The 16,058-nt window shown below is 50.3% G+C and carries 10 protein-coding genes and 1 rRNA gene; 2 read left to right on the top strand and 9 right to left on the bottom strand.

The genetic code is table 11. The features are described 5' to 3' along the window. Together ACAW74_RS27515 and pruA are read right to left on the bottom strand one after the other, a co-directional pair. Positions 1-118: ribosomal RNA gene (locus ACAW74_RS27515) — 16S ribosomal RNA — on the bottom strand; the annotation flags it as partial. 206 nt (positions 119-324) lie between these two features. Further along, positions 325-1,953, bottom strand: a complete 1,629-nt coding sequence (gene pruA / locus ACAW74_RS27510) for an L-glutamate gamma-semialdehyde dehydrogenase (RefSeq protein WP_370701477.1) — start codon at positions 1,951-1,953, stop codon at positions 325-327. Positions 1,954-2,101: 148 nt separating this feature from the next. Here pruA and thrC point away from each other — a divergent pair, with 148 nt between their 5' ends. Then, positions 2,102-3,406: a threonine synthase gene (gene thrC / locus ACAW74_RS27505; protein ID WP_370701476.1), complete on the top strand. Its 1,305-nt coding sequence runs from the start codon at positions 2,102-2,104 to the stop codon at positions 3,404-3,406. A gap of 78 nt (positions 3,407-3,484) precedes the next feature. Here the strand turns inward: thrC and ACAW74_RS27500 are convergent, their stop codons facing one another. The 6 genes from ACAW74_RS27500 to ACAW74_RS27475 all read right to left on the bottom strand — a co-directional run bounded on the left by ACAW74_RS27500 (position 3,485) and on the right by ACAW74_RS27475 (position 13,889). Further along, positions 3,485-5,311, bottom strand: a complete 1,827-nt coding sequence (locus tag ACAW74_RS27500; RefSeq protein WP_370701475.1) for a tetratricopeptide repeat protein — start codon at positions 5,309-5,311, stop codon at positions 3,485-3,487. A 457-nt stretch (positions 5,312-5,768) separates the two neighbouring features. Continuing rightward, a complete protein-coding gene (locus ACAW74_RS27495) occupies positions 5,769-7,427 on the bottom strand; it encodes an Ig-like domain-containing domain (RefSeq protein WP_370701474.1) in 1,659 nt (552 codons plus the stop codon). After that, complete coding sequence (locus ACAW74_RS27490; RefSeq protein WP_370701473.1) at positions 7,408-8,289, bottom strand: class I SAM-dependent methyltransferase; 882 nt, start codon at positions 8,287-8,289, stop codon at positions 7,408-7,410. Before ACAW74_RS27490 ends, ACAW74_RS27495 begins: the two co-directional genes overlap by 20 nt. A gap of 2 nt (positions 8,290-8,291) precedes the next feature. Further along, positions 8,292-10,169 (bottom strand): tRNA uridine-5-carboxymethylaminomethyl(34) synthesis enzyme MnmG, encoded by a 1,878-nt coding sequence (gene mnmG, locus ACAW74_RS27485; protein WP_370701472.1) that lies wholly within the window; start codon positions 10,167-10,169, stop codon positions 8,292-8,294. A 45-nt stretch (positions 10,170-10,214) separates the two neighbouring features. Continuing rightward, entirely contained in the window at positions 10,215-13,541 is a 3,327-nt protein-coding gene (locus tag ACAW74_RS27480; RefSeq protein WP_370701471.1) for a DUF4175 family protein, read from the bottom strand. Between the two features lie 6 nt (positions 13,542-13,547). Further along, on the bottom strand, positions 13,548-13,889 hold the full coding sequence (locus ACAW74_RS27475) for a hypothetical protein (protein WP_370701470.1): 342 nt from the start codon (positions 13,887-13,889) through the stop codon (positions 13,548-13,550). Positions 13,890-14,107: 218 nt separating this feature from the next. Here ACAW74_RS27475 and ACAW74_RS27470 point away from each other — a divergent pair, with 218 nt between their 5' ends. Beyond that, a complete protein-coding gene (locus ACAW74_RS27470) occupies positions 14,108-14,689 on the top strand; it encodes a ComF family protein (RefSeq protein ID WP_370701469.1) in 582 nt (193 codons plus the stop codon). Positions 14,690-14,742: 53 nt separating this feature from the next. Here the strand turns inward: ACAW74_RS27470 and ACAW74_RS27465 are convergent, their stop codons facing one another. Beyond that, positions 14,743-16,011 (bottom strand): SUMF1/EgtB/PvdO family nonheme iron enzyme, encoded by a 1,269-nt coding sequence (locus ACAW74_RS27465; protein WP_015329574.1) that lies wholly within the window; start codon positions 16,009-16,011, stop codon positions 14,743-14,745. Positions 16,012-16,058: the final 47 nt, after the last annotated feature.

Raw genomic sequence — 16,058 nt, 5'->3', positions numbered from 1 at the left:
GGGCAGGTTATTTACGCGTTACGCACCCGTTTGCCGCTGGTCTTGCGACCCGCTCGACTTGCATGTATTAGGCCTGCCGCTAGCGTTCATCCTGAGCCAGGATCAAACTCTCCATCGTAAATAATTGTGCAACCAACCGAAATTGGTTGCTGTGTTCTAGCATGAACTTATGCTTTTCCTTTCTGCCAATACGCCAAAGAACTTTTCCCTTTCTCGAAACTCGCTCACCGTTGTGCGCTTGTTCTTTCGATTTGGGACTGCAAAGGTAGGGGGTTTTTAGGCCCTTTGTCAAGCCCTAGCTTGAAAAAAGTTTAAATATTTTTCTCAATCAGCCGTCATAAACGGGTAATCGACTGAGCGCGGCGGAGTTAGCGTTTCCTTGATTGTGCGCACCGAAACCCACCGTAGTAAGTTTAAAGCCGAGCCAGCCTTGTCGTTGGTGCCCGATGCCCGCGCTCCCCCGAAAGGTTGTTGCCCTACAACGGCTCCTGTTGGCTTATCGTTGATGTAAAAGTTGCCGGCCGTATTAGTCAGTTTTTTCGTCAACGTCTCGATAGCGTACCGGTCTTTGGCCAGAATAGCCCCCGTCAGCGCGTAGGGTGATGTGGTGTCGATTAGGTCGACGACCTCATCGAGGGCTTCATCGTCGTATACGTAGACCGATATCACCGGCCCGAAGAGTTCGTCGCACATTGTTCGGTACTTCGGATCGTTCACCTGAATCACCGTCGGCTCGACAAAGTAGCCTTCCTCACTGCTGTAGTTTCCTCCAGCGATGATCGTTGTTCCGTCAGCTTTGGCCTGATCAATATAGGCAGCCAGTTTCTTGAACGAGCGCTCATCAATGACGGCGTTGAACAAACAAGTGAAGTCTTCAACATTGCCCATCTTCTGCCGGGCTAATTCAGCTTTTATTCCTTCCTGAATGGCAGGCCACAGACTTGCCGGTATGTAGGCTCGTGAGGCCGCTGAGCACTTTTGCCCCTGGTACTCGAAGGCTCCTCTGACCATGGCCACTACGGCTTCGGTCACGTGGGCTGTTGGGTGAACAAGGATATAGTCTTTACCACCTGTTTCTCCTACAATGCGTGGGTACGTCTTGTATGTGTTGATGTTATTGCCAATCTCTTTCCAGATAGTCTGGAAAACGCCTGTGCTTCCGGTGAAATGAATCCCCGCAAAATCGGGATGTTTGAAGATTACGTCTCCCGCTTCAGGACCATCGACGTAGATCAGGTTGATAACGCCGTCGGGCAGGCCGCTTTCCTGAAATATCTCCATGATCACCTGCGCTGCATAGGCTTGCGTGTAAGCCGGTTTCCAAACGACCACGTTCCCCATCAGTGCGGCTGATGCAGGCAGATTACCCGCAATAGCCGTGAAGTTGAATGGCGTAAGGGCAAATACAAATCCTTCCAGCGCCCGATACTCGAGCCGGTTCCAGACGCCGGGCGGCGAATAGGGCTGCTCGCTGTAAATGCCGGTCATGTAATGCACATTGAATCGCAGGAAGTCGATCAGTTCACAAGCCGAGTCGATTTCGGCCTGATAAACGTTTTTCGACTGACCCAACATGGTTGCCGCGTTGAGTTTGGCGCGGTACGGGCCCGCTATCAGGTCAGCAGCTTTTAGGAAGATGCTGGCCCGGTGTTCCCACGACGTTTCGGACCAGGCAGTGCGGGCAGCAAGTGCCGCATCGATGGCCTGCCGTACATGGCTGGCGTCGCCCTCGTGCAGGTACCCCAATGTGTGTTTGTGTTCGTGAGGTGGCGCTACCCGGATGCGCTTACCGGTTTCTACAGTTTTGCCGTTGATGATCATCGGCAATTCTTTTTCTACGCCTTTGGCTTCCTGAAGCGCCTGACGCAAGGCCTTACGTTCGGCTGAGCCAGCCCGGTACTCTTTAACCGGTTCATTCTGGGGCATTGGAACACCCGTGATCGAGTTTGTCATGAAGGTATGATTGTCTGCTACAAAGGTAAGTCGACAAGTTGGCGCTTTCCAGGGCCAACCGCTTCTCAGGTACGTTGCTTACAAAGTCTCTATATGCTGTAACCGACTGTTTGCACGTAACTTGCGCGCTCTTTTGCCCGTTTACGCTATGACTTTCTACAGTACTAATGACGCAACAAATGTTGTTTCGGTTCAGGAGGCGTTGTTCAACAGCATGCCTCAGGATCGTGGCCTATACATGCCCTCAACGATTCCGGCCTTACCAGCTGGCTATCTGAATTCACTGCCCGGCAAGTCATTTGCCGATATCGCCTATGACCTTACCAAGTTGTGGTTGACAGGTGATCTGACCGACGCACAGGTAGCGCAACTGGTGGAGCAAGCCTTCCCGTTCGACACACCGCTGGTAGAACTGGAAGTAGGCCGGAAATACGTGCTCGAGTTGTTCCATGGCCCCTCGCTGGCTTTTAAGGATGTAGGTGCTCGTTTCATGGCTGGTTTGATGTCGATCTTTTCGTCGTCATTCAACAAAGAAGTTCACATTCTTGTAGCGACGTCGGGCGATACCGGGGGGGCTGTTGCGATGGGCTTTCACAACGTACCTGGCGTACGGGTTTCTATTCTTTACCCGAAAGGCCGGGTTAGCCTGTTGCAGGAAAAGCAACTTACGACCTTGGGCGGCAATGTGCAGGCCTTCGAGGTGGATGGGTCATTCGACGATTGTCAGGCTTTGGTGAAGACGGCTTTCCTCGATCATGAGTTGAATCGGACCTTTGCGCTTTCGTCGGCCAACTCGATCAACATCTTCCGGCTTATTCCGCAAAGCTTCTATTATTTCCGGGCGCTGGCTCAACTGGATCGAGACCATAAGCCGGTTGTGTTCTCCACGCCTTCGGGCAACTTCGGCAACCTTAGCGCTGGCGTGCTGGGCTGGCGGATGGGGCTACCCGTTGAGGCTTTTGTGGCGGCAACGAATCTGAACAAAGTCGTACCCGATTACCTGTCGTCAGGTACGTATGAACCGATCGCCTCGCTGGCTACGCTATCTAATGCCATGGACGTGGGTAACCCGAGCAATTTTGGCCGGTTGAAGCGGTTGTTAGGTGATGATTTCGCCTCGATTACGGATCGTGTGAAAGGCTATTATTTTACTGATGATCAGACGGTTAACGAGATGATTAAGTTGCGAGATGTGTATAACTATGTGGCTTGTCCGCACACGGCTGTTGGCTTGTTAGGCCTCGAAAGTTATCAACATTCTTCTGTGGATAACTGCGGAATCGCGTTGGCAACTGCTCATCCAGCCAAATTCAGCCCCGCTGTTGACGAGATTCTGGGGCAAGCAGTTGACGTACCTGAACGGCTCGCGGTATTGGCAAATCGCACCAAGCAGGCTATTGCTATACTAGGTACGTTCGAGGCTTTCAAAGAGTCGCTCCTACAAACGGCGTAATCGTTTATTCGTGAAAATGCCCACTGATTAAAGCTTCAACGGCTTTAGTCAGTGGGCATTTTATGTTGGTAGCCACGTTTAGTTTACCGCATCGCCCCGTAGCTGCCGGATCCGTTTACGGGCTTCGGCGGCGTAGATACTACCCGGGTACGTTGTTAAAAACTGCTGGTATAGCTTCAGCGATTCCACAGCGTCTTTTTTGCGCTCGTCCGTTAGTTTGGCCGCTTCGTAGAGCGCGTCGTCGCCCAGAATATCGAGTGGGTACAGTTTGACGATCTGTTGCAGATTGGCAATGGCTTCATCGAGCTTATTCTCCTTAACCAAGATCTTCGATTGCAACCAGAGCAATTCATCAGCTAGGGTATGTTTATCATACTTTTTCAGCATGCCGTTGATCTGCGTGTTGGCTTCGTCGAGCTTGTTCTGGAAGAGAAGCAGGTCAATTGCAGCATAATCACGCATGGCGTTCTCGGTGCTGTCGAGGCCCGTGTTATCGAGAATAAGCATGCTTAGCTGTTCAGCATCGTTGGCTATTTCGCGCGATGTGGCCAGTTTCAATACATCCAGCACCGATTTAGCCAGCGTGAAGTCGCCTTTGTAGTAGTGCAACTTAGCGTTACGTAGTTTGGCTTCGTAGCCCAGCAGGTCGTCTTTCTGCGATTTCTCCACCTGCGAATACAGTAATGTTGATTCCCAGGGTTCGTTCTTCAGCAGATAGATGTCGCCTTTGTCGAGCTTGCACTTATCCACAAATAACGGGTCAGTTTTCCCCATCAGGATGGCTTTATCCAGAATAGCGATGGCTGAATCCTTTTCGTCGAGGTAGTTGGCGTACAAATTGGCTGAACTGCGCAGTGCCTCCAGTGTCTTAGGCGTCATGCCCACTTCATTCAGCATCCGCTGGTAATCGCCAATCAGCTTCCGGATTTCGCTTTTATCGATTGGGTACGTTGCTTTCACCTGTTCTTCCCGGGCATTGATGATCATCCGGCGGGCATAGGGGTAGAACGTGCCGTTGCTATAATTGGCGATGATGTACTCGCAGCCGTCGATAACTGTTTTGTATTCCCGATTGGTCAGCGCCAGGTTGGTTAGCTCGAACACCTTGGCTCCTGAAAGTTTCAGGCGTTTATCAACCGCTTTTTCCTGCATTAGCGCCCGGCTGAACTTCTGTTTTTGCAGAAAGTACCAAGTCAGCATATCGTTTGTCGGGATCGACTCCGGCTCTTTCTGCACCCGGTCGTACAGCACCTGCTCCAGAATGGGCTCGTCGCGGGTGTTGATAACGCCTTGATAGGCGATTTGGACTGCCTCCCGCTTATCGGGACGCTGCGCGAGCGGTAACAGGGTCTCTACCCACCGTTTTATGTCGTTTTTAGCGCGATAGAGCGCCGCTAACTCCTCTGCCCGTAACAGCGGGTCACCCACCACTTTTTGCGCCTGCTCAAACGATTGAATGGCCCAGTTAGTGGCACCAACGTCGGTTAGCAGTTCGCCCAGCCGTGTTATCTGCAACGGATTAGTCTTAACTGACTCAAACGCAGCAGCATAGCTTTTATTGGCCGTTACGGTGTCACCTTTCTCTTGCGCCTGACTAGCCGTGAGCACCTGCGCGTATGTCTTAAGGTTACCCGTCGCCTTCAGCCACTTTTTCAGCTGACGGTCGGATTCATCACGTTTTTTAGCTCTGTCGAGGCTGGTGATGTATTTGACCACCGTCGGCCACGAGGGTCCGCCCTGTTCTTCGTTTTTCTGAATATGCTTTCCGTATTCGGCGGCAGCCTTCTCGTACTCACCATTTCGAAAGTATTCGTCGGCCAACCCTTGTTCGGTTTGTGCGTGCAGCCAAGGGCCAGCCAGCAGCAAGACAAGCAACAACACCTTTCCACACACCCTATTTTCCATTTTATAAATAAGTTTCTTTAAAAACGTTATTGTAGGTATTAGCCTTGTGCATATGTGAACAAGGTTTTTATCCACTAAATTCTATGCCAACTGTGAACAACCCGTTTGAGTTTTCCACACCTATCTAACAGGTATTCACTTGCTTTTGGTGTTTCTATCAAGGCTTTATAAAGTTATCAACCATTTCCACATTTCGGTGGGGTGTATATGTGGATAGCCACTCTCCACAATCCACAGGGCTGATAACTTGTTTGGGACCGGTTGATGAAGTCGCTATTTTGAACACGGGGTGATGTGGAAAAAGCCCTAGTGTTAAGAACGCAAGACTAATTCACATTTCCGGTAAATGAGCCTTGGCGTTATCCACGGATCAGTGCTAGTTTTCCACCTGCTTTTCCACTGAAAATCGGCTAAAAATCGAGTTTTAATTGACCTTTTCCGATATAGCCCAAAAAGCCTACTGATCGCTCAGGTTGATCTCTTCCAACTCAAAGTTTTGCTTCACGTTGATCAGGCCGCCGGGGTAGTAATAGATAGGTTCGGGTTGGATCCGTTGATCATAGCGGCCACTATCCCACTTGCCATTGTTATTTCGGTCGATAATAAGGCGAAGCCGATACTTTGCCGGCTTTAGATTCTTGAATTCGTAAGTGGCTGCGTTGCGCAGCTTGCGTATGACGGTTTGCCGCTCGTCGATTAGCTCCACGAAATAGTTTGGTGCTTTGGTGGTCACACGGCCGCGGAGGATACCGAAGTTCTCCGGATCAACGATTGGGTACGTTATCGTATTCACGGCAACAGTATCGCCAAGTACGCTTTCGAAGGCATCTTTCTGCCATTTGATCCGGATGAATTTTTTGGCCTTGGTCGTTACCTGTGTTTTTAGCTCTGTGTCGTTCAAACCCAGCGTCGACGTGTAACTCGCCAGATTGGCGGTGCTCAAGCTATCGATCGAAAACTGGACCTGCTCTTTCCGAATTGCTTTGACGGGCTTACTGAATGAAACAGTCCATTCGAAATTTGGCTCGACGGCATCGCTGTTGGGTGGCACCACGCGCACCAGAAAATCTTCGGGTTTCTCGCGTTTACTTTTTTGACGAAAGTTGATAGTGTGCCGCAACGAATTGCGTTGCCCAAGCGAGTCTTCCACGGCAAGTTGAATCGACAGCGTGTCGGTCGTTTGCTTGGTGCGGAAGAACTTAATTTGAGTTGGGCTTTGCAGGAACGAAGGCAAACTGTCGGCCGGATTACGAAACCGAGCCGAATAGCTAGCGATTCCTTTGTTGAGATTAATCGTGTAGGCATCGGAACGGGATTCGCTCCGGCTGATACGAACGGGCGACGTATTCTGCGGAAACAGCGTTAGGGCTACGTCATTCACGTTTTTTGTCAGGTTGATCCGCTGACTGTAAAAGCCGATTTCTTCCTTATCCGGATTAAATACGAAGTTGGAATTGCGGTCGGTAAACGCGATGATATCGTACTCGCCGGCCTTAATGTTTTCGATCGAAAACAGGCCTGAAGTGTCAGTTTTGCTGTAATAAATGGGTTTTGTCTTCTGCGCATCGAGTGTATCGCTGGGAGCGTAGAGGCCTACCAAGGCGTCTTCAACAGTAGTGCCGCTGAGGATATTCGTTACCCGACCACTGATGTTCAGCGAATCCAATTGGGGACCGGTGCTGAATACCAACTTCAGATTGGTGGCGGGGTTTCGCTCGCTCGCATCTTTGATTCCATCCGTGAAGCTGATGGTGTAAGTGGTACTGTCTTTCAGTGGCTCGTTGAATATCAGCACAACTCCCGTTGGCTTGATCCGGCTGTCAAACGTGATACCACTGCCTGGGGTGATGATGGTTTTCTGGCTAAAATTTTCGGCATTGATGTATTCATCAAAATACAATTCGACCTGTTTGGGCTTCACGTTGGTGGCCCGCATTTTCGGTATGCTGCTGATCAGATTTGGCGCTAAGGTGTCTTTTTTACCACCCGGTGGTTGGGCTACCTGGGCGCATTGGCTGGCCATGATGGCGATGAATAGCAACAAGAAAACGCCCCACAAAGAGGGCGTTCGGTACTTAACAGCAGGGTGATCGAAGTTAGGCTTTTCGGAATACATAAGTCAGGCTTGAGTAATTGCCAGTGCGGCTGGCTGAGGTATTGGAACGCCAGCCTTGTTGTAGGCTTTCAAGATAATTGGTTTTCCCATCCCGGTGTTGCGTGCTTAACATGGCTATGTAATACGCATCGAAACGCATGGGTAACTGTTGTTCAAGTGTTAATCCGTGTTCGTTCAGCAACCTTTTCAACACAGCAGGCGTGAAATGATACAGATGCCTAGGTACGTCGTAAGCTGCCCAATTTGGGCCGTAGGTCTTTGCATCAACCGATTCCGGGTTTGGTACGGCGATGACCAACGCACCGCCAGTCCGTAAAGTTGAAGCCAACCGAGCAAGTGTCGTGTGCAAGTCAGGTACGTGTTCGAGCACATGCCACAACGTAATAACGTCCAGGCTCTCGGCCGGTTGTATGTCGTTAAGGTCTTTTAAGATGGTTATCTGGGTACGTTGTTCAGCTAGCCGCCGGGCGTCCGGATCGGGCTCGTATCCGTTGATTGCCCAGCCCTTCGCCTGACACTGCGCCAGAAAAGCGCCCGTTCCACAACCGTAGTCGAGTATTGCCCCTACCCTACCGGCGAGCCTGCGGATTAGCTTTTCTTTTTCCTGCAAGGTGTATGACCGGACCATCCGGTAGGCCGTGTCCATTATCCCCTGGCGGGTATCATCGTGCGAGATGTAGGCATCCGATTTATAGTACGAGCCGATGGTATCGGACGTTGGCCGCGGATTGGTGAAGAGCAATTGGCACTGGTTACAGCGCTGAATCTGGAATGGCTTCTGGCTGACCAGATGATCCTGACAGGTAATGTATGGTGTAAATGCCCCGCCTCCACAGACGGGGCAAGTGGTGAGTTCTTCCACAATTAACGACCCATGTAAACTAACAAAATAGAAATATCGGATGGACTGACGCCGCTAATCCGGGTAGCCTGACCAATGGTAGTCGGCCGCAGCTTCTTTAATTTTTCGCGTCCTTCAAAAGATAAAGCCTTTACCTTATCGAAGTCAAACGTACCGGGAATGTCAAGGTTTTCCCAGCGACTTAGCTTGGCAGCATTTTCACGTTCTCTACTCAGGTAATCGTCGTATTTCACTTCGATGACCGTTTGTTCCAAAACGTCGCGTGAAATCAAAACCGCCGCAGCTCCGTCTGTTTTTTCGTAGGCCATTTCAACCAGTTCAGCGATGTCGGTGGTATCGAGTTCCGGGCGTTTAACCAGGTTATACAACGGCGCTTTTTCACGAAGGGGCGATGAGTTTTTACTTTCTAACCAACCATTCACTTCGTCCGGGCGGAGTTTGATCTCGCGCAACTCCTGCCTAAGTGACTCTATAGCCACCTGTTTCGCTCGGGTACGTTCTACCCGTTCTTCGCTGGCTAAGCCTACGCGATAGCCTTTCTCTGTCAGTCGCAGATCGGCGTTGTCTTGCCGAAGTAACGTCCGGAATTCGGCCCGCGAGGTGAACATGCGGTACGGCTCTTCGGTCCCTTTCGTGATGAGGTCATCGATCAAAACACCGATGTACCCTTCTGATCGACCAATGGTAAAGGGGGCTTCTTCCCGCGCATTCTGATGTGCATTGATGCCAGCCATAAGGCCTTGGCAAGCGGCTTCTTCATATCCCGTGGTTCCATTGATCTGGCCCGCGAAGAAGAGGTTACCAACGAGGTGGGTTTCCAATGTAGGCTTCAACTGGGTTGGCGGGAAGAAGTCATACTCAACCGCATAACCCGGCCGGAACATTTTTGCCTTCTCAAAACCCGCGATTTTGGTCAGTGCCCGGTACTGTACATCCTCTGGCAATGAGGTTGAGAAACCATTTACGTAGACCTCAACTGTGTTCCAACCTTCGGGTTCCACAAAGATCTGATGCCGGTCTTTGTCGGCAAACCGGTTGATTTTGTCTTCGATCGATGGGCAATAGCGTGGTCCCAAGCCTTTGATCCGCCCGGTAAACATGGGCGATTTCTCGAAGCCTTCTTTGAGAACATCGTGTACCTGTTCGTCCGTGTACGTAATCCAGCATGAGCGTTGCTTGGTCAGTGGCGTCGTATCAGTAAACGAAAACTTACCGGGTTCTTCATCGCCAGGCTGCTCCTCCATCCGGCTATAATCAAGGCTGCGTCCGTCGATTCGGGGTGGTGTCCCGGTCTTCATACGGCCCGATTCGAAGCCTAATTCAGTGAGTTGTTCCGTCAAACCCGTAGCTGTACGTTCGCCTGTACGACCTCCACCAAAGGTTTTTTCACCAATAAACATGCGCCCATTCAAGAATGTACCGTTGGTGAGCACCACTGTTTTGGCCTTGATTTCGACGCCCATTACCGTTTTAACCCCAACCGCTCGGCCATCGTGAACAAGGATTTCGTTGACTGTATCCTGCCAAAAATCGACGTTCGGATTTCGTTCGAGCGTATCGCGCCATTCCTGCGCAAACAACATTCGATCACTTTGGCAACGTGGGCTCCACATGGCCGGGCCTTTTGAGCGATTCAGCATGCGAAACTGAATCATGGTTTTATCGCTGATGATACCCGACTGTCCGCCGAGGGCATCGATCTCTCGCACAATCTGTCCTTTGGCAACTCCACCCATGGCTGGGTTGCAAGACATCTGTGCGATGGTCTGCATGTTCATAGTAATCAGGAGCACATTGGAACCCATAGTTCCTGCGGCATGAGCGGCCTCACAACCGGCATGCCCTGCTCCTACTACGATGACATCATACGTATTGAACATTGTGGAAAATCTAAAAATGTTTCACGTGGAAACTTTTCACAAAACTCACTTGGTGAGTTTCTGCAAATACCGGTTCGACTCACGCTTATAGAATAAGTTATAAGCAGGAGAAACAGTTCGCAACGCTTCAACTTGGCGCGAACGATTCTGTGAGTCAGGAAGCACAAAAGAGGGTTGACTAACTTTCTGTTGTTTAGCCGCTTCAGCCTGCCGTTTTGGATCTTCCTCCTGCTGACGAAGTGCTTTCTCCGATTCAAGCAAGCGAGTCAAAACGTCTTTCTGGCGGTTTATGACCGACGGATTCAATCGCTTATTGACCAGATCGGTTTCGGTCTCTTCCATTTTCTTTTGCAAATCTTCGACTTGTTGTGCCTGTGATTTGCCCGCCTCAGTGCCTTTCGCTTTTTCCTGCAACTGCTTCAACATCTCCCGCAAAGCACTCTGCTCTGCTGCCAACTGAGACAGCTCTTCTGACAAGGCGCGTCCCGATTTGCCGCTTTGTGACAGCTGTTGCATGCGTTCATTTAACTGCTGTTGTTGCTCACCTATGCCCGGCATTGGCTGACTGCCTTTGCTTTTTCCTTTGCTTTTACCAGAACCCGGCATTGCCATGGCATTCATCTGATCTTGCATTTGTTTAAATGCATCGTTCAACATCAACGATAGATTGTTGATCGATGTCATCGCCGATTGCTGACGAGCAGAGGCATAATTCAGTTTGCGCTCCTTCAGAAAACGTGAACTCTCATCCATGTAATAGCGCATGTTGGTGAGTTCACGGGTAACAAACGATTGAATCTGTGGCTCACGTTTGGCCAGTGAGTTGAGGCTGTCCTCAATCACCTTGGCGTTGTCCTGCAAACGTACCTGCTCCTGGGATAGCTTGAGCACACGCGGATCTTGCAGGCTCATGCTCCGGAAATCGCGCATCAAGCGCTCCTGAGAGAACGACAAGGAGATGAGATTATCGAGCAAATTTCGTAGGTCGTCAAGGTTCTCCGACATGCTTTTCATGTCCATCCCCTCCATTGACTCAGACATTGACTTAGCCATGTTCCGCATCGATTTAGACGTTTTCTGCTGCGATTTCGACGCGCTTTTCTGGTCCTTCTTGTTCAGATCTTGCTTCGATTGCTCCATCTGCTTCTGAACCTCCGACTGCTCATTCTCCTGCTTATCGGGAGCTTGAAGCTTCTCTTTCTCGGCTTCCTGTTGCATCTTCTCAAGCTGTTCCATCAGCTTTTTGAAATCTTCCTCAGCCTTCTGTTGCTCAGCTTTCTGCTTCTCTAAATCAGCCGGATCTTTCTTCGCTTCTTCTTTCGCGTTCTGCTCGGCAAGTTTATCCTGCTTCTCAGCTTGTTGTTCCAGTTGCTTGATGGCGTTCTCGAACTTCTGATTTTGCTGCATCTGCTTGAACATTTTCAAGGCACGATCGAGCTCTTTCTCCAGATTGCGCTCTTTCCGATTCAGCTTATTCATTAGTTCCGAAGCACGCTCGTCCTGCTTCTTCTCCATCATCTGCTTCAGCTCTTCGTAAAGCTTCTTCGACTCAGGATCGACCATGTTCTCCATCAACTTCTGTAACTGTTCCATCTTCTGCTTCAGACTCTCCTGCTGCTGCGGATTCATGCGCTGCTGCGTGTCTTGCGTTTTCTGGAATTGCTGCTGTAGTTTCTCGATCTCCTGCATCAATTCTTCACGCTTTTGAAGAATATCCTGTAATTGCTTTTTGTCCTGAAAATCAGAGGATTTCTTAGTACGAAGCCGCTCTTCCAGTTCATTCAGTTCTTTCTTGATCTGTTGCGCCGTATTCAAAGCCTCCTGCATCTGCTGCTCCGTTTTCTCGGCCGACTGATCGACTTGCTTTTGCAACTGATCAACCGAAGGAACCGCAAAAGTCATAACCGCAGAGCGGGTCGTTTTAGGGCCATGTACGCCGTCATTATCGGCCACCTGCACGTAATAATCAATCTTGTCGCTAGGCTGCAGCTTGAGGCTATCCAGCGCCCAATTGTAGACGTAGTTCTGCGACGTGGTACCTGTATTAATCGAGATGGGCCGCGTAAACGTCTGCTTGGCAGGTGAACCAGCCCGGGTAACAGTCGCTACCAGTTTCAGATTGGAGAAACCGTAGTCGTCGGTAATCAAGCCATATAGGCCAATAAAATTGTAGGCTACCGAATCCTGTGTCTTTTGCAAACTGATTTGCGGATATCGATCAGGAATAACCTGGATGGCATAAGTCAAGTCGCCGCCATTTCGGGCATGACTGTTCATCAGATTGAGCGAATACGTACCTGACTGAGAAGCGCGGTGCGTAAGTCCGAACGCATTGGTTTCAGTTTCCTGAGCGCGTACGGTGTTACCAGGTACAAAACGAACGGCTAATGAATCGGCATGATCGGCCAGGAATTTCCACCGAATCGACGTACCCACAGGCACCAGCAGGTTACCAACGTTTGATAGTTGCTCAGCAGGTTTACCCAGATAAGCTGGGTACGTTAGAAACACATCAAACGAAAGCACCGATGGCCGGTCTAACAGTTCCAGTTCGTAAGTGGGTGAGCTGAACCCAGCCGCTTCCAGTTTGAAGTCCAGATCACGTTGTACATTATCGAACGTATAAGCATACGTGTTCTTTCCAACATTATCGAGCTTAAAACGAGTATCATTTAAGAGCAGATAAACCGTCTGCGGGATTGCATCGCCTTCCAAATGAAGCTTTAATGTAAAATCTTCGTTCCGAAATGCCTGAAGCCGTTTCGAGTCGAGTACAAACTCGAAAGGAGCCTCTTCGACAAACTCACGATTGTACTGCACCAACCGCGTTGAGCTCTTCGTGAAGAAAGCTGGATATACAAGCAGGATGCCACCAATGACCAAGGCGGGAGCTAAAGCGAACTTCAGAAAGCGCTGATTCTTGTTGAGCTGAATCGCCGACGAAAATCGGGTGATTAATAACTGACTCGAACGCTGTTCGATGCTGGCTCGAAGCAGATCGCTTTGATCGTTGGTCAGCTGCCGTAGCTGAAGCGTGTTCAACAGCTTATCGCCGATCTCGGGAAAGAACTGCCCGATCTGCTGCGCTGCTATTTCGTCGGAGATGGGCTTCCGTAGCCCATACAAACCCAAGAGCGGCTGGATGATATAGCCGTAAGCGCCAGCCAGAAACAGGCCCACAAAGCCAAAAAAGAGCGTGGCCCGAACGGGTGTGCTAAACCGTCCATAGTATTCGAGCGTGTTGATGAGCAGGTACGTTGCCAGCAACAAACCAACGAAGAGCAGCGAGCCCTTAATTAGTTTATTCTGAAAGTACCGACGTTTATATTCGTCGATCTGCTGCATGATCGCAGCAAAAGATGAAGTAGCCATAGTTCGTTAAGCAAACTGCGTGTTGAAATAGCGAAGCGCATTAGCTTTCAATAAATCTTCCTGAGCAAGAATGTCGCCAGTAGGCAGAGGTTTTAAAAGCTCAAATTGTGGCCAGCCATCTTTGTCCAAGCCAGTCGGTTTATAATAACCAGACTGGCTTAGAACGGTGCAAACAGCCACGTGCAATAAATCCTGTTTTTGCTCCTTGGAAAAGCGTTTTGGACCCCGGCCTAATTCCTGCATGCCAATCAAAAAAAGCACACCGTTGAGATCGGCCGGGCGTTTGCCAACCGCCTCTTCTAATTGATTCAGCAGTAGTTCCCAGGAAATTGTAAGTTCGTCATTCATAGGTAATTGCTCGTTGGGCGGCCGTAAACGTTGACACAGGCAGTTGCCCAATGACTTTACACTAAATTACGTCATTTAGCGCATAACGTTGGTAGGCTATGAACGCGTTTATCCGGTCGGTGTTCCAAAACTTTGTGTACATCCTTTTTCCTACCCTTTGTTCGGGTTGTTTTCGAATGATGTATGGCGAGGGAAAAGAAGTTTGCACAGCCTGCCGAATGCGTCTACCCTATGTAACGACGGAAGAAGAACAGTTAGCGTTGCTTCAGAAATTTGCCGGACGCGTATTTGTCGATTATGTGTATGCCTATACTTACTTCTCAAAAAAAGGGCTAGTACAGCGGCTTATTCACCAGCTAAAATACCGGGGAAAGACCAAGCTGTGCCATGAACTAGGTGTCTGGTTTGGAACAGAACTGGCTCGAAAGAATGGGTCGCATTTGCATGCCGACTGGATTATTCCGGTACCGCTACACCCGGCTCGCCGAAGGCAGCGAGGCTACAATCAGAGCGAAGAAATTGCCAATGGATTGACCCAAGCACTGGGAATAAAAACCCGGACAGACCTGCTTTGGCGCACCAAATTTCAGGCGTCGCAGACCCGGAAAAGCCGCACTGAACGTTGGAAGAACGTAAGCACTGTGTTCAGCGTGATTAAGCCGGAGCAGGTACGTGGCCGGCATTTATTACTGGTCGATGACGTGCTGACAACCGGGGCCACGCTGGAAGCGTGTGTGAGCGAATTACGGGCAGCTGGTGCGGCTACCATTGGCGTATTGGTATTGGCAGCTACCCGTTAACAAAAAGCCCCGCCTTTCTGAGAAAAGCGGGGCCTGCAATAAATAGTTATCGTTTAGCGATTCCGGCCGACGCCGATCATGGCGCAACGGAAACCGATCGTGGCTGTAGCCGAATCCTGATCCATAAAGCGACGCGTACCAGGAGCGAGCCAGTAAGCTACATCGTTCCATGAGCCGCCTTTGTACACACGCAGCTTATCATCGATAATTGACTGGTTGCCTTTCTTATCGTAATTCTTGGCTTCATCGAGGTAGCCATTCCGACGAATCGGGTTTAGGTCGCTTTCAACCTGGAACGATAGCGGACGATACACGTCGTATACCCATTCGTTCACGTTACCAGCCATGTTATACAGACCGAAATCGTTGGCGGGGTAAGCGTAAATCTGCTCGGTGATGATAGCGCCATCGTTTGACCGACCAGCAATACCAGCGTAGTCACCCCGGCCCCGTTTAAAGTTCGAGAGCATTTGGCCTTGCTTGCGGCCTTTCTTCGGATTACGTACCGACGAACCGTCCCACGGATAAATCCGCTGATTCGACTGGTTCTCGTCTACGTACTGCGTACCAATCAGGGCTTTGGCGGCGTATTCCCATTCCGCTTCAGTCGGGAGGCGGTAATCAGGCAGAATCAGGCCGCTTTCGAGGCTTGGCTTATTGGCTGCCACGTTCGACTCGGCACCCTGTACGGTTTCGGCCGCAGGGTCTTTCTTCGATTTGCGGCTTAGCTTCATGCCACCACTTTTCTTGCCACTACCATTGCCTTTCTTATACAGATCGGCGTTGACGGCACCCGTACGCCAGGCTGCATAATCATTGGCCTGCACCCACGAAACGCCAACCACCGGATAATACCGGAACGAAGGGTAACGAAGGTACTGCGTCACATATGAGTCGTTAAACGAGAGCGGGTTAGCCCAAACCGTCGTATCAGGCAATGCCCGTGAATACACCTCTTCCGACGAGTCGCGACGAATAGCTTCGAGGTATTCCAGGTAGTGGATATTCGCGATTTCAGTCTCGTCCATGTAGAACGACTGAATCGAGACGGTGCGCTCGCGGTTGTCGCGGCTATTCATCACGTCTTCTTCCAACGCCCCCAACGTAAAGCGCCCACCTTCAATGAAAACGAGGTTCGGGCCAGCTTTCGGACCCGAAAACTTCTTGACCTGGAAACCTTCTTTCTGGTTATAGGCGATGCCCGTAGCGGTACTCGTCTTACCCGGTTTCACACTCGTCGGGTGTTTGGTCTTACAAGCCGCGAAAGCTGCCACAGCCAGTAGCACGTAAGCAGCGCGTTTCAGTTGATACTTCTGACTCATTGTTGTGTATTGTGTGCAGGCGTAAATGCTAAAGTTTTGGTGCTCAT

This window comes from Fibrella musci (genome assembly GCF_041321105.1).
GTDB lineage: Bacteria > Bacteroidota > Bacteroidia > Cytophagales > Spirosomataceae > Fibrella > Fibrella musci.
Note: the sequence above shows the minus strand (reverse complement) of the source record. Positions and strands in the feature narration are given on the sequence as shown.

Excerpts from the sequence above, each read along its gene's own strand:
- pruA (WP_370701477.1), bottom strand. The coding sequence starts at position 1,953 with ATGACAAACTCGATCACGGGTGTTCCAATGCCCCAGAATGAACCGGTT.
- thrC (WP_370701476.1), top strand. The coding sequence starts at position 2,102 with ATGACTTTCTACAGTACTAATGACGCAACAAATGTTGTTTCGGTTCAG.
- ACAW74_RS27500 (WP_370701475.1), bottom strand. The coding sequence starts at position 5,311 with ATGGAAAATAGGGTGTGTGGAAAGGTGTTGTTGCTTGTCTTGCTGCTG.
- ACAW74_RS27495 (WP_370701474.1), bottom strand. The coding sequence starts at position 7,427 with ATGTATTCCGAAAAGCCTAACTTCGATCACCCTGCTGTTAAGTACCGA.
- mnmG (WP_370701472.1), bottom strand. The coding sequence starts at position 10,169 with ATGTTCAATACGTATGATGTCATCGTAGTAGGAGCAGGGCATGCCGGT.
- ACAW74_RS27480 (WP_370701471.1), bottom strand. The coding sequence starts at position 13,541 with ATGGCTACTTCATCTTTTGCTGCGATCATGCAGCAGATCGACGAATAT.
- ACAW74_RS27475 (WP_370701470.1), bottom strand. The coding sequence starts at position 13,889 with ATGAATGACGAACTTACAATTTCCTGGGAACTACTGCTGAATCAATTA.
- ACAW74_RS27470 (WP_370701469.1), top strand. The coding sequence starts at position 14,108 with ATGCGTCTACCCTATGTAACGACGGAAGAAGAACAGTTAGCGTTGCTT.
- ACAW74_RS27465 (WP_015329574.1), bottom strand. The coding sequence starts at position 16,011 with ATGAGTCAGAAGTATCAACTGAAACGCGCTGCTTACGTGCTACTGGCT.